Source organism: Acinetobacter sp. LUNF3, from assembly GCF_022699605.1.
In the GTDB taxonomy this organism is placed as follows: Bacteria; Pseudomonadota; Gammaproteobacteria; order Pseudomonadales; family Moraxellaceae; genus Acinetobacter; species Acinetobacter johnsonii.
Genome location: NZ_CP093968.1, coordinates 2,461,364 through 2,475,396 on the forward strand (window position 1 = coordinate 2,461,364; position 14,033 = coordinate 2,475,396).

Genomic DNA, 14,033 nt, shown 5'->3' on the forward strand with positions numbered 1-14,033 from the left:
GTCTAACAATCACTCCACAGATTTATCTATCGGGGTCAGAACGAGGCTTTGTGTGCCACAAAGGGAATACACTGCTCATAGGCTGAGCACTCTTCGCCATAGTGTTTTTTGAGAAAATAGTCTTGCACCATTTGCGCCTGCTGTTCAATGCCATAGCTTAAAAACTGCTTTCCTTGTTTTAACGCATAACGATATTGACGGTTAAAAAGTGCCTTACGCACTACAGCGAGTCCCTGCTGAATTTGCCAAACATGCGTTAGCTCATGAATCAACCAAGCTTGTTGATGAATCGGCTGGTCGGCAAAGTTTTCGCACCAGTCTTTGATATTAAAATAGACATGTCCATTGGGGCTAATCGCATAATGAGGCAGCACTGCCCGATGCGCGATAATTCGAACCGAATCCATGCTCAGACTGTTCCCAAAAATACTGCTGGCAAACTTTTTCTCCCCTTCAGTCAAGGGCCTGTTTTTAAGTTCAAACTTTTGCTGTATTTTTTGTAAAAGCGGTTGAAACCACACAATCACACTCCATAAAGACATTAGAATAATTTGTTCTTTTTAAGGACATTTACGGATTTTTTTTAGAATATCCCTTAAAAAAAATCGCATTTCGTATATAGTATTCGCACTTATTATTGATTAATACTTCTATTTGTTTATCGTCACTTACACCACGTAGAACTTATAGCTATAACAAACTCAATCGTCGTGTATATCCCTATAGGTATAGGATTTAGTTGGAAATGAAAAGTTTTAAAATTGCACTTGCACAGTTCTCTCCGCACATTGGCAACCTTGAAGCAAATGCCCAAAAAATGTTGGAACAGGCCAATGAAGCAAAAAAACAAAATGCTGATTTAATTATTTTTCCAGAACTTTCGAGCATTGGTTACCCAGCAGAAGATTTACTTCTACGTCCAAGCCTAACCAAACGCACGCAACAAGTTTTTGAACAACTTAAAACAGTAAAAGACATTGTAATGGTCTTTGGTTTTGTCAATCAAACCGAAGATGGTCAACGCTACAACGCCGCTGCGGTCATGAAAGATGGACAGGTTTTGGGTGTGTATAACAAACAAAACTTGCCAAACTATAGCGTGTTTGATGAAAAGCGTTACTTCACTGAAGGACATCAACACCTTGTTTTTGAATATTTGGGTCATAAGTTTGGTGTGTTGATTTGTGAAGATGTTTGGTCACTTTCAACGGTACAACAACTAGCACAGCTCAATGTAGAAACAGCTTTAGTCTTAAATGCTTCACCATATGAAGTCGGTAAGCCACAGCACCGCGTTGAAACCATGTCTGCACTGGCAAAACAAATGAACCTCAACTTGGTTTATGCCAACCAAGTCGGCGGTCAAGACGACCTGATCTTTGATGGTACAAGCTTCGTGATTGCCAAAAATGGTTCAGTTGTACTTCAAGCTGAAAGCTTTAAAGAATCCCTGTATTTCGCTGAATACGAAGCAGAACAACAAGCCTTTAAGGCCAATCCTCTGCCGCCTGCTTTAGACACTATGGCAGAGATTTATCAAAGCTTAGTAATGGCGACCCGTGACTATGTACAGCGCTCAGGTTTCCCAGGGGTGATTTTGGGTTTATCAGGCGGGATCGACTCAGCTCTAACTCTTGCAATTGCAGCCGATGCGATTGGCGCCGATAAAGTCCAAGCCGTAATGATGCCATATACTTATACCGCTCAAATCAGTGTAGAAGATGCAGCTGAACAAGCGAAGAGTATGGGGGTGACTTTTGGGATTGCTGAAATCAACCCGATTGTAAACAGCTTTATGCAAACGCTTTATCCGTTTTTTGGCAACAGCCCTGCGGATGCAACTGAAGAAAACTTACAAGCGCGTGCCCGCGGTACACTGCTAATGGGTTTATCCAACAAATTTGGCAATTTAGTCCTGTCTACAGGCAATAAATCAGAATTGGCTGTGGGCTATTGCACGCTCTATGGTGACATGGTCGGTGGTTTTGCCGTACTGAAAGATGTGTATAAAACCATTGTGTTTGAACTTGCGAAATACCGTAACAGCATTTCAGACAAGCCCGTGATTCCTGAGCGTGTGATCACTCGTCCACCTTCAGCAGAGCTACGTCCAGATCAAAAGGACCAAGACTCTTTACCGCCATATGATGTACTGGATGCCATTTTATATGCCTATATCGAAGAAGATATGAGCCAAGATGACATCATTGCCAAAGGCTTTGATGCTGAAGTGGTTGCAAAAGTAATTCGTTTGGTCGATTTCAATGAATACAAACGTCGCCAAGGTGCAATTGGTCCGCGTATCAGCTCACGTGCATTTAGCCGTGAACGTCGCTACCCAATCATGAATGGCTGGAAAGCTGGCCTATAAGCTGCTGTTCCAATAAAAAAGCCCAAACAGATGTTTGGGCTTTTTTATATCAACATATTCAAATCTATTTTTTACGCACAAAAAAAGAGACCAAGCTGAGAGCTTGGTCTTTTAAAATGGTGGCTATGACGAGACTTGAACTTGTGACCCCCGCATTATGAGTGCGGTGCTCTAACCAACTGAGCTACATAGCCGTAAACTGTGCGCGCATTATGCAAAGTTCAAAGACAAGCGTCAACCCTTTTTACACACAAATGGTTATTCCATAAACAAATACAATTTAAACTAGCAATTTTTCAGCAAACCACTCTTTTTAAACTTATTTTCATACTGCAAGCTGTATTTAACTTAAACATATTTACGAGAAAGATAATGAAAAAGACTTTAGTCTTTTCATCATCCTGAGCACTATAGCATTGAGCAATTGTCAGGCTGATTTCCCCCATGATCACCAACTATAACGGTGTACGGCGTGATGTAGCGACCTATATCAACTCCAACCTATTATTTAGCCTAAAAGATCGAGAGATATTGGTCAACTATGCCAAAGGACAACAAAAGATCCTGACGGCAGATCGCTTAAGCCCAACTGCACAGCAAAACTTAGCTTTAGAAAGAGCCGAAGGACGCTACTGTGCAAGTCAGCACATATCTTTAAAAAAACTCAATTTAGTCGATCATCAAATCTTTGCATTACCCGAACATCAAGCCAATTGGCAACACATTCAAAACTTACAGACGCAGATCAATTTAACGCCTGAAAACCTTAACTGCGAGGGGAAATTTTAAAAAGATCATAAATGTCCGCAGTCACAGCTTTGGTTTAAATATCGAAACAACGGCGCAGTGAACCACAAGGCCATTTCAGAAATGGCAAGTAAATAAAAACACTTTCAGACCTTTCTTTCCCACAAAAAAAAAGATCATGCTGATAGCATGATCTATAAAAATGGTGGCTATGACGAGACTTGAACTTGTGACCCCCGCATTATGAGTGCGGTGCTCTAACCAACTGAGCTACATAGCCGTAAACTGTGCGCGCATTATGTGGTTTTCTCACCAGTACGTCAAGTACCTTGCGCGCTTAATTGATCAAAATTTGTTGAAGTGAGCCGATAAGCCGGGTTCTGTCGAGAACGATCATTCCTCTAGGCGTACAATCACTCATACGCTCAAGCGACCTACCCGGATCCAGCATGGGCCATGCCTAAAGGATCCCTATTTGGTCTTGCTTCCGGTGGGGTTTACCATGCCATGAACTGTTACCAGCCATGCGGTGCGCTCTTACCGCACCCTTTCACCCTTACCTTCGATTTCGATTGCTCGAAACCACAATGAAGGCGGTCTACTCTCTGCTGCACTTTCCGTCGGCTCACGCCGCCCAGGCGTTACCTGGCACCTTGCCCTATGAAGCCCGGACTTTCCTCCCCTGCTTCAATCACGGAGATCTCCACAGCAGCGATCGTCTGGCTCACTTCGAGGCGCATATTATCAAATCTTAGACTTAATTGCTTGCGCTTTTTTGAGCAATCAGCTTTTTATATTTATCCATGAGCTCATCCTCAGTTTCCGCATGATTAGGATCCAACGGAATACAGTCCACTGGACAGAACAATTGACACTGGGGTTTATCATAATGTCCGATACACTCTGTGCATAAGTCTGGATTGATTTCATAAATCAATTCCCCCATGAAAATGGCTTCATTGGGGCACACAGGTTCACAAACATCACAATTGATGCATTCATCGGTTATATATAAAGACACATTACCAACCTTGTTGATGTTTACGTTCAAAAGCAGCGACTACAGCTTGCGGTACAAACTTGGTCACATCACCTTTTAAACGTGCTATTTCACGAATCAACGTCGATGAAATAAATGAATACTGCTCTGACGGCGTTAAAAATACTGCCTCAAAGTGTGAATCAAGTTGACGGTTCATATTGGCTAACTGGAACTCGTATTCAAAGTCAGACACTGCACGCAATCCTCGCAGTACAGCCGTTGCCTTCTGTTCACGGAAGAAATTTACCAACAAACCATCAAAACCTACAAACTCAACATTATCAAGATGGCTTAATGATGCTTTGGCCAAGCTCACACGCTCTTCTAAACTAAAGAGAGGGTTTTTATGATGACCAATGGCAATGGCTACCACCACTTCATCAAACATACGTGATGCACGTGTGACCAAATCAATATGACCATTGGTAATTGGATCAAAAGTCCCCGGGTAAATGACGCGAGTTTTAGACATCCATTTTTACTCTGTTGATTTTGTAGAGCCATATTTTAGCAAAAACTTGTTTTATAGGTGAAGAAACTCCATAAATTTGAAAAAACTTCACCTTAACCCTGCTTTAAGGCACAATAGGTACATTGTTGGAAGTAATTGATTATGGCGAAAGCAACTGTAGTTAAAAAAAATACCAGCGGGACGATTGCACAGAATAAACGTGCACGTCACGACTATTTTATTGAAGAAAAATTTGAAGCCGGCCTGTCACTGCAAGGCTGGGAAGTGAAATCATTACGTGCAGGTCGTATGACGCTGTCTGAGAGTTATATCACCTTTAAAAATGGTGAAGCTTTCCTGTTTGGTGCTCAGATTCAGCCTTTACTCAGTGCATCAACGCACATTGTTCCTGAAGCGACCCGTACCCGTAAGTTACTGTTGAACCGTCGTGAACTGGATAAGCTACTCGGCGCAGTGAATCAAAAAGGTTATTCGTGTGTTCCGCTTGTTGCTTATTGGAAAGGACCACGTGCTAAATTAGAAATCGCTTTAGTGAAAGGCAAACAGCTGCATGACAAACGTGCCACGGAAAAAGACCGTGACTGGCAACGTGATAAAGCCCGTATTATGCATAAATAATAAAAACCTCCCATGTGGAGGTTTTTTATTATTAGAACTGTTAATAGTCAGCTTTTAGCTCAACCAAATATTTTCCAAACTTTCGAGCAGTTTCCAAGTCACCTTCGGGTGGGGTTATTTCAATACTGGCGTTGTCTGACTGAGTCATCAAACCTAAAAAGCTCGACATCCGATTAATATCGTGTTGGCTACGTCCCGTCGGCATAAACGGTAAACCAGCCCACAACATACCATGCTGCATAGCAAATAAATTAATCTGCTGTAATACCGCCAGTTTATCGCCACTTAAGCCCCCACCATTGGTAAAGCCTGCAGCCAGTTTTCCTTGCCAAGCCCGTGCTAACCAACGCTTAGAGGAATCTTCCATAAACTGCTTAAGCGCTGCTGTAAGACTGCCCATATACGTTGGGCAACCCATCACAATAATATCGGCCTGATCTAACAAGTCCCACTGCACTGCAGCAACAGAAATTAAATGCACATCAGCACCCGCCTGCTCTGCACCTTGTGCAATATACTGAGCGACTTTCGCCGTATGACCATAGGCGCTATGATAAACCACACACACATGAACAGGTGCAGCAGAAACAAGATCAGGTACAGACATGAAAACTTTTAAGACCAAAGAATTGAGTTAAGTTTAACACTTCCACTCGCTGAGTGGGGAGTAAGTGTAAGGATTAAAACAGCCAAGCACTTGATCAGAAACCCAAACTATTGCATAAACACAAAGGTCGCCATACGCCCAGTTTTGGCATGACGTCGATAAGAGAAGTACTCATCCGACTGGCTAAATGAACACTGATCACCACCAGAAACCACTTCAACCCCGTGCTGTTTTAGAATGAATTTTGCGATCGCATATAAGTCAGCATAATATTTTCCAGCTTGCGCAGCTGTTTGAAATGCAGACTCAAGCTCAGCATACTTTGAACAAAAGGCTTCTTTTACTTCCGCCCCAATTTCAAAACAAGGTTGGCTAATAGCCGCACCCAACCAAGCCCATGTCGGCTGAATGTTCATACTGGCAATGGTATTTTCAATAATGCCATGCGCCAACCCACGCCAACCTGCATGCAAATTGGCCACTTCAGTTCCATCTGCATTGCCTAAAACCACTGGCAAACAATCGGCTGTCATCATCATCAGGGCATGCTTCGGGCGCTGCGTCACCAAACCATCCCCTTCTTGAGCATCAAAGTCAATTTGCTCATTCACTACACGGCAAATGGTGCTATGGGTTTGCGTCATCCACGTGATTTTATCGACACCATAGCCTGCAAACTCTTCGAGCAAGATCATGCGATGCTGTTGCACACGTGCAGCATCATCCTGTACATGCAAAGCCAAATTAAAGCCTTGTAATTCAGTTTGAGTGGTCTCTAAAGCACGATCATGATGTACACGGGTTTGCCCCACAAAAACACCTGCCGGAAGTCCTTGAACAAATTGCATATACTGTCCTTATGATGATTCATCTATAACTTAATAGGCTTTGTTTTCCGTACGAAGTACATCAACCAAGGTCGCCAAGTCTGCTGGCCACGGCGCTTTAAACAACATTTCTTCACCTGTACGTGGGTGTTTCAAACCGAGCTCTGCTGCATGCAAGGCTTGGCGTCTGAAACCACGTAAAGTCTCATCTAAAAGCTCCGATGCACCTGCGGGCACGCGCACACGCGGCATATACACAGGATCGCCAACTAAACCAAAACCAATATAACTAAAATGCACACGAATCTGATGCGTACGTCCAGTTTCAAGACGCGCTTGGATACGGGTGAAATGTTGGAAACGTTCTTTCACGTTGTAGTGTGTTACAGCATCTTTACCGCCCGGCAATACCGCCATTTTGACACGGTCTACAGGGTGACGTTTAATCGGTTCATCCACCGTGCCGCCCGCAATCACATTGCCATACACAATCAGGTCATAAACACGGTAAACCGTTTTTTTCGCCAATTGCTTACTCAGTGAAAATTGCGCTTCTAAATTTTTCGCAACGACCAACAAGCCAGAAGTATCTTTATCAATACGATGTACCAAACCCGCACGGGTCAGTTCTGCCGATTTTGGATAGTGATGCAATAATGCATTTACCAACGTACCCGATGAATTGCCCGCACCTGGGTGAACCACCATCCCAACAGGTTTATTCACGACAATAATGTCATCATCTTCATAGACAATATCCAGCAGAATGTCTTCAGGCAGACTACGAGTTTGGGCTTCTAACTCAACTTCAAGGGTTAACAGTTCAAATCCTTCACATTTATATTTGGGTTTGACACTGTTACCATTTACCAACAAATGGCCTTCTTTTAGCCACTGTTTGAGTTTTTCACGCGAAAAGTCGCTCCAAATCGTTGCTGCAACTTGGTCTATACGTTGTCCGAGATAAGTTTCATCCAATTGAAATTGCAACGATAAACGTGTTGCAGTAGAGCTTGAAGTATGGTTATCTGCATCCTCAGAATCTTCAAGTAAATTGAAATCGGTTTCAGGGAAATTTGGATCGGAAGATTGTGCTTGAGCCATTTGATCATTCAAATAAAAGTGATTTAATAGCGCAATTGTAGCTCATTGCCCGTATTAACAGAGGAATTTTTATGTCGCTACCACATTATAAAATGACAATGCTTGCTCTAACGATTGGCATTGCATCTGCAATGGTAGGCTGTAGCAGCAATCCCAAGAAAGAAGTGGTAGATACCGGTCCACAATCGAGTGAACAGGTTTATATTCAAAAAGCAGAAAAAGCACTGCAAAGTGGTCAATATACCGACGCTGCAAAACACTTAGAAGCATTAGATACCTATTACCCTACAGGTGAATATGCGCAACAAGCTCAACTAGAGCTGCTCTATGTGAAGTTTCAGCAGAAAGATTATGAAGGTGCGATTGCACTGGCTGATCGTTTCATTCGTTTGAACCCTCAGCATCCAAACGTGGACTATGCCTACTATGTCCGTGGCGTAGCCAATATGGAACAAAACTATGATGGTTTGATTCGTTATACTTCTTTAAAGCAAGCACATCGCGATGTGAGCTATCTTAAAGTGGCGTATCAAAACTTCGTAGACTTTATTCGTCGTTACCCTTCAAGCACTTATGCTGTAGATGCCGCACAGCGCATGAAGTTTATCAGCAATGAGTTGGCTGAAAGCGAAATGAATGCAGCACGTTTTAATATCAAACGTAAAGCATGGGTCGCAGCACTAGAGCGTGCGCAATGGGTGATTGAACATTATCCACAAAGCCCTCAAGTGCCTGAAGCTTTAGCAACTGTTGCTTATTCGTATGACCAATTGGGTGATAAGCAAACTGCACAACAATATACCGATGTATTGAAACTAAATTATCCAAATTTAGTGAAATCGAATGGTGAAGTGAACTTACGCGCTGCACGTAAAGAAGCAAGTTGGGTCAACCGTGCGACTTTAGGTGTGTTTGGTCGCGAAGAACAAAACAGTTCTGAAGAAAAAATCGAACAGCCGAAACAAACAACAGAGCGCAGCTTTACCAACCGTATCAGTTTCGGTTTGCTCGATCGTCCTGAAACACAGCAAAACATCAATACTGAAACCGAATAATTCCTCTGAAATATTCGCTATTTTAGAAAGGGCAAGTTATCATACTTGCCCTTTTGTTTTGTGCGATTTCCGCTTGATCAAAACGCCTAAACAGTATACAAAACAATCTAGATTCGATGGTTTTTTGAATTTTAAAACCTCCATCTCTGCTTTTTTTCACGGTTTTCAAAACATCAGCGACTGACGATTCGACATGGCTATTCCTCAACACACCATTGACCAAATTTTAGATCGGACCGACATTGTCGACCTGATTGGTCAACGTGTGAAACTTAAAAAGTCAGGTCGTACCTATTCAGGCTGTTGTCCATTCCATCAAGAGAAATCACCGTCTTTTCACGTGTATCGTGACAAACAGTATTTCCACTGTTTTGGTTGTCAGGCCAATGGTAATGCCATTCGTTTTTTAATGGACATCGACAGTCGTAGCTTTATTGATGTGATGAAGGATTTGTCGAGTCAAACAGGCATCGAACTTCCAAAAGACAACCGTGACTCGAAAAAACTGGTGTATAAGCGCGAAGCTAAACCTGTCCAAAAACCACAGGTCGATGTCGCAGAAGCCAAGAAAACCGAGCCAGCTCCAGCACAACCTGAGTTTCAGATTGAGCATGATCCTTTTGCTGAATTTCAGTCCATGGACTACCAAGAGGGTTACGCTGATTTTGATACTTTCGAGGGCTTCAACACCGCCCCCGTTCAGGAAGGTAACTTATACGACCTGTTAGAAAATATTGCGCAATACTATGAGCAACAACTACCGCATAGTCGCGCTGCTCAGCAGTACTTTAAACAGCGCGGGCTCAGTCGAGATACCATTGCATATTGGCGTTTAGGCTATGCACCTGAGGAATGGCAACACTTAGAGAAAGCCTTCCCGCAAGATATCGAAGGCTTAAAGCTACTCGGACTGATTCGTACTAGTGATAACGGTCGTGACTTCGACTTACTGCGGGATCGTGTCATATTTCCGATTCGTGATGCCAAAGGTCGCGTAGTGGGCTTCGGTGGTCGTGCCTTAAATGACGAAATTAAACCCAAATACATCAACTCGCCAGACTCTGAAGTATTTCATAAAAACCAATTACTTTATGGTTTATATGAAGGCCGTAAACAAAAAGCCCAAGACTGGCTGATGGTCGAAGGCTATATGGATGTGATTGCGCTACAGCAGTATGGGATTGCAGGTGCTGTGGCGACCTTAGGAACTGCCAGTAACACCGAACACTTAAATATTCTGTTTAAACAAAACAACCGTATTACCATTGCCTTCGATGGTGACGTAGCTGGACAAAAAGCGGCTCGCCGTACTTTAGAAATTGCATTACCGTTGCTCAATGATGGTCGCGAGCTGAAGTTTTTTGTTTTACCAAATGATCATGACCCTGACTCACTGATTCGTCGCGAAGGTATTGAAAACTTTAATAAACTGCTCCAACAGGCTCCACTGCTGTCAGACTTTGTTTTTGCACATCTGACGCAGAACCATGACATCAGTAGCCCTGAAGGTAAAAGTCAGGTCATGAGTGAGTTACGCCAACTAACGGACTTATTGCCCAAAACAGGCTCTTTCCGTTATTTGCTGAATCAATCCTTCAAAGAAAAACTCGGTTTTGGTCGTCGCTGGACACCTCAAGTCAGCAACGATGCCTCGTTGTCTTTTAATATTCGCACCAAAGATGAAGATTTCGCTCTCGCCGTTCTGATCCATCATCCGTTTTTGTATATTCACTTTGAAACTCTACGCGCCTATCTACCTGAAGATGAACTTTTAGCGCATGTGCTACAAGTCTTAGATAGCATCTTTGATGATTTACCTGATGACCAAGAACTGGCAACCTATTATGTTTTGGGTGCATGTAGCCGTTATGCCAACGCGATTGCCGATATTATGCAGCGCACCAATATTGAAGTTCTGACCAAAACACCTGAAATGGCCGACAAACTGGCCAGTGAATATGCTCTCTCGCTTGAAGAAAAATATTTGCGCCAAAAACTAAAAGCGCCTTTAAGCCTGCTCGAATCGCGCAATCTACGTCAAAAACTGAATGAATTGACCAAAAAAATAGGCTTAAGACTGATTACTTAAACCTATTACATTTTTATATTTAGATTTACTTTTTAGTTTTACGACGTTTAGCAAAAGTCTCATTTAAACACGTTTGCATTTGTTCAAAATGACTCGGATCTTCAGATTTGGCTGCTTCACGCAGCATAATCGAGGTCGGATGTAGCAACTTCTGCGTCAAACGATGTGCAAACTCTTGCATTACTCGTTCCGCCATTTCCCCTTTCGCAATTCGTGCCAGCGCTAGATCTAATTCTTCTTGTCTTAACTGTTCACCTTGCTGACGGTAAGCATGGATGGTTTCACCTGCGAGATTGACCTTCTGTTGGGTCACCAACTCGGTGGCTAGTTGGTTGACCATCACCTCTGCTTCAACCGCCGCCTGACGACGCTGAGCAAGGTTTTCATCAATCACCGATTGCAAATCATCTACGCCATATAAATAGACGCCATCTAAGCTTTCCACTTTCGGGTCTATATCACGCGGAACAGCCAAATCCACCATCAACATTTGTTGATAACGACGTTTTTTTAAGGCAGCTTTGACATCGGGATAATGAATCACCTGATGTAAACTTCCCGTACAACTGGAAATGACATCTGCACGTGCTAAGTTATTAGCCAACTGATCAAACTCAATAATTTCAACGTCTACACGATGGGCTATTTCTTGAGCCAAAGTTTCAGCCCGTTCACGAGTACGGTTACAAATGAGGATTTTTGCGACTCCCATTTCAGCCAAATGCTTCGCCACTAAGCTATTCATTTCGCCCGCAGCGACCACCATGATAGTCAACTTTTCAGGCTTACTAAACACTTGTAATGCCAACTGAGCAACCGCGTAGCCCATCGATACGGCATGACTACCCACAGCCGTTTCAGAGCGTACGCGTTTCGCTGCATAGAAGGCATATTCAAAAATTCGGTTTAAATGAGGAGAGACAGTATGAGCCGTCTTCGCCAAAGATAGTGCAGATTTAACCTGCCCCAAAATTTGCGGTTCACCAAGCATGAGTGAATCTAAACCGCTTGCAACACGCATCAAGTGAGTGACAGCCTGCGCATTTTCATAACGGTATACATGATTCAACAATTGTTTAACATCTATGCCATTTGCTTGGGCGAGCCAGTTCAATACCATATCTGAGTTTTCAGACATGGCATACACTTCTGTTCTGTTACACGTAGAGACCACCACCATTTCATTTAAGTCTTGGTTTTGGCCTTGTTGCTCAAGCAGTTGCGTTAACTTTTCAGGGTTAAAGGCAATTTGCTCACGCAATTCTACGGAGGCGGTTTGATGGTTGACACCCAATGCAAAGAAAGACATATCAGATCATCATTTCGCTAAATTTATGCTATTGTGCAATAACGGTGTCATAAAAAGCATTACTTGGATCAAGAAAAATTGCGTCAAACACATTGCCGACTGAGCGGCGCGAGAATTAAGCAATATTCTACCACATTCTTACTCGTCGGTAGCATGGCATCTAGTGCTCATCTTAGAGCAGCTGGAGATTTTTCGCTATCTAATTATGATGCAATTCAACAAAGTATGATTGCCGAATTTGCACTGGCTTACCAAGACAGCGCGACTGCCTTGCACAACTATACTGTGCTGGCGATTAAAAGTAATTCCACCACCATTAAACAACGCGCTTTAAATATTGCCCTTGAACAAAATGATTTGCATGCCGCACTCGACATTGCAATGCATTGGGTGGTGCAAGAGCCTACCGATGTTCCAGCCTTATTTTATTTGTCGCACATTGCACTCAAAGCACATGAATATGAACTCGCGGCTGAAACGCTCGATAAAATTCTCAATATTGATGCCAATGCCGATTTAGAGCAAATCCTTGCGGGGATTGCCCCTGAAGAGCCTGAAGATCAAGAAATTCTCATCCAAGCGTTACGTTCGAGTAAAGAGCGGAATAACCCCTCTATTTTAGCGTTGATTGCAGGTTTAGAGGCGCAAAATGGACAGCTTGAGCAAGCCCTAGCCACCATCAATAAAGCCCTAAAAAAGCGTGGAAAAGTCACAGGCTACATCCTAATGAAAGCCAACTTACTCAGCGCACTCGGTCAAGAGGAAGAAACCCGCAATTGGTATGCGAAATCGAGTCGTAAACACCGCGACAATGTCGATATCCGTTTAGCAGAAGCCAAATATCTGATTAAAATTAATGCGTCGAATGAGGCCTTAACCAAGCTTGAGAGCCTGATTAAAAAATGGCCTAACCAAGAAGAAGCCTTGTTTATAGCGGGGTTAACCAGTATTGATTTAAAGAAGTACGAAAAAGCTGAAAAATATCTGGTTGAACTACGTAATTCGGCTGAATATCAAAATGAAGCCTATTACTATCTAGCAGTGAATGCTGAACGAAAACAGCATTTTGAAACAGCCAAGGCCTACTATCGTCTAGTCGATGGTAGTCTGTATACCGTATCGCGTCGCAGCCTCATCAGTATCTATACCCTGCAAAACAAACCCAATGATGCTTTGCGCTTTTTAACCCAAGAACGGGTGAACTATCCACAACATGCAAGTTTTTTGTATCAGGCGCAAGCCGATATTTTAAAGCGCATGAATAATAAAGCCGCAGCCATGCGACTGTTAGATGAGGCGATTAAAAACTTACCAGATGATCCTGAACTGATCTATTCTGAAGTGCTAATGTTGGATCCACATACGGATAAAGACAAACTTGAAAAGTTGCTCAATCAACTGTTAAGTATTGAGCCCAATAGCCCAACCTACCTCAATGCTTATGCATACACTTTAGCCTTGCAAAACAGACGCTTAGATGATGCACGTAGATTTGTTGAACATGCTTTAGAATATGCCCCTGAACAGGCCTCCATCTTAGATACCTTAGGCTTTATTTGTTACTTACAAAATGACTTTAGCACGTCAGCCAAAGTCTTAGAAAAAGCCTACCTCATCAGTGGTAGTGTCAATATTGGCGTGCGTTATGCGCGTTCAGTTTATATGCTCGGTGATCTGCAAAAATTCTCCACTGTGTTACAACAACTCAAACAAAAACACCCAAATGATCCTCAATTGGATCAACTTAATACTTTATTGTTACCCCAACAACTGAAAAAGAGCTCATAGTTTT

At 42.8% G+C, this 14,033-nt stretch carries 13 protein-coding genes, 2 tRNA genes and 1 other RNA gene; 6 read left to right on the top strand and 10 right to left on the bottom strand.

Features of this window, described 5'->3' with window-relative positions; translation table 11 throughout:
• Positions 1–35: 35 nt before the first annotated feature.
• Positions 36–542 (bottom strand): hypothetical protein, encoded by a 507-nt coding sequence (locus MN200_RS11980; RefSeq protein WP_058870089.1) that lies wholly within the window; start codon positions 540–542, stop codon positions 36–38.
• A gap of 203 nt (positions 543–745) precedes the next feature.
• Here MN200_RS11980 and MN200_RS11985 point away from each other — a divergent pair, with 203 nt between their 5' ends.
• Positions 746–2,371, top strand: a complete 1,626-nt coding sequence (locus tag MN200_RS11985) for an NAD+ synthase (RefSeq protein WP_058870090.1) — start codon at positions 746–748, stop codon at positions 2,369–2,371.
• Between the two features lie 117 nt (positions 2,372–2,488).
• Here MN200_RS11985 and MN200_RS11990 read toward each other — a convergent pair.
• Positions 2,489–2,565: transfer RNA gene (locus MN200_RS11990), tRNA-Met, on the bottom strand.
• 250 nt (positions 2,566–2,815) lie between these two features.
• Here MN200_RS11990 and MN200_RS11995 point away from each other — a divergent pair.
• Positions 2,816–3,160 (top strand): hypothetical protein, encoded by a 345-nt coding sequence (locus MN200_RS11995; protein WP_242759450.1) that lies wholly within the window; start codon positions 2,816–2,818, stop codon positions 3,158–3,160.
• Between the two features lie 161 nt (positions 3,161–3,321).
• On the opposite strand, the gene MN200_RS12000 is transcribed toward MN200_RS11995, so the two are convergent.
• The 4 genes from MN200_RS12000 to coaD form a co-directional block, all read right to left on the bottom strand.
• Positions 3,322–3,398, bottom strand: a tRNA-Met gene (locus tag MN200_RS12000).
• A 73-nt stretch (positions 3,399–3,471) separates the two neighbouring features.
• Positions 3,472–3,849: RNase P RNA component class A (rnpB, locus tag MN200_RS12005), an RNA gene on the bottom strand.
• Positions 3,850–3,875: 26 nt separating this feature from the next.
• Entirely contained in the window at positions 3,876–4,139 is a 264-nt protein-coding gene (locus MN200_RS12010; protein ID WP_004695536.1) for a YfhL family 4Fe-4S dicluster ferredoxin, read from the bottom strand.
• 1 nt (position 4,140) lies between these two features.
• Positions 4,141–4,632, bottom strand: coding sequence for a pantetheine-phosphate adenylyltransferase (gene coaD / locus MN200_RS12015; protein ID WP_004695534.1), 492 nt, complete (start codon positions 4,630–4,632; stop codon positions 4,141–4,143).
• 141 nt (positions 4,633–4,773) lie between these two features.
• Here coaD and smpB point away from each other — a divergent pair, with 141 nt between their 5' ends.
• Entirely contained in the window at positions 4,774–5,250 is a 477-nt protein-coding gene (gene smpB, locus MN200_RS12020) for an SsrA-binding protein SmpB (RefSeq protein ID WP_004695532.1), read from the top strand.
• A gap of 40 nt (positions 5,251–5,290) precedes the next feature.
• On the opposite strand, the gene MN200_RS12025 is transcribed toward smpB, so the two are convergent.
• From MN200_RS12025 to rluD, 3 genes are all read right to left on the bottom strand, one after another.
• Entirely contained in the window at positions 5,291–5,857 is a 567-nt protein-coding gene (locus MN200_RS12025; protein WP_005400401.1) for a flavodoxin family protein, read from the bottom strand.
• Positions 5,858–5,964: 107 nt separating this feature from the next.
• Entirely contained in the window at positions 5,965–6,705 is a 741-nt protein-coding gene (gene pgeF, locus MN200_RS12030; RefSeq protein ID WP_242759452.1) for a peptidoglycan editing factor PgeF, read from the bottom strand.
• A 30-nt stretch (positions 6,706–6,735) separates the two neighbouring features.
• Entirely contained in the window at positions 6,736–7,788 is a 1,053-nt protein-coding gene (rluD, locus tag MN200_RS12035) for a 23S rRNA pseudouridine(1911/1915/1917) synthase RluD (protein ID WP_058870095.1), read from the bottom strand.
• Between the two features lie 71 nt (positions 7,789–7,859).
• Here rluD and MN200_RS12040 point away from each other — a divergent pair, with 71 nt between their 5' ends.
• Positions 7,860–8,843 (top strand): outer membrane protein assembly factor BamD, encoded by a 984-nt coding sequence (locus MN200_RS12040; RefSeq protein ID WP_004695525.1) that lies wholly within the window; start codon positions 7,860–7,862, stop codon positions 8,841–8,843.
• 193 nt (positions 8,844–9,036) lie between these two features.
• The gene (locus MN200_RS12045; protein ID WP_058870096.1) at positions 9,037–10,932 is read left to right on the top strand and encodes a DNA primase; all 1,896 of its coding nucleotides are present in this window, start codon (positions 9,037–9,039) and stop codon (positions 10,930–10,932) included.
• 25 nt (positions 10,933–10,957) lie between these two features.
• On the opposite strand, the gene hemA is transcribed toward MN200_RS12045, so the two are convergent.
• Positions 10,958–12,241, bottom strand: a complete 1,284-nt coding sequence (gene hemA, locus MN200_RS12050; RefSeq protein WP_058870097.1) for a glutamyl-tRNA reductase — start codon at positions 12,239–12,241, stop codon at positions 10,958–10,960.
• Positions 12,242–12,319: 78 nt separating this feature from the next.
• On the opposite strand from hemA, the gene MN200_RS12055 reads away from it, so the two are divergent.
• The gene (locus MN200_RS12055; protein ID WP_242759454.1) at positions 12,320–14,029 is read left to right on the top strand and encodes a hypothetical protein; all 1,710 of its coding nucleotides are present in this window, start codon (positions 12,320–12,322) and stop codon (positions 14,027–14,029) included.
• The last annotated feature ends 4 nt before the right edge of the window (positions 14,030–14,033 follow it).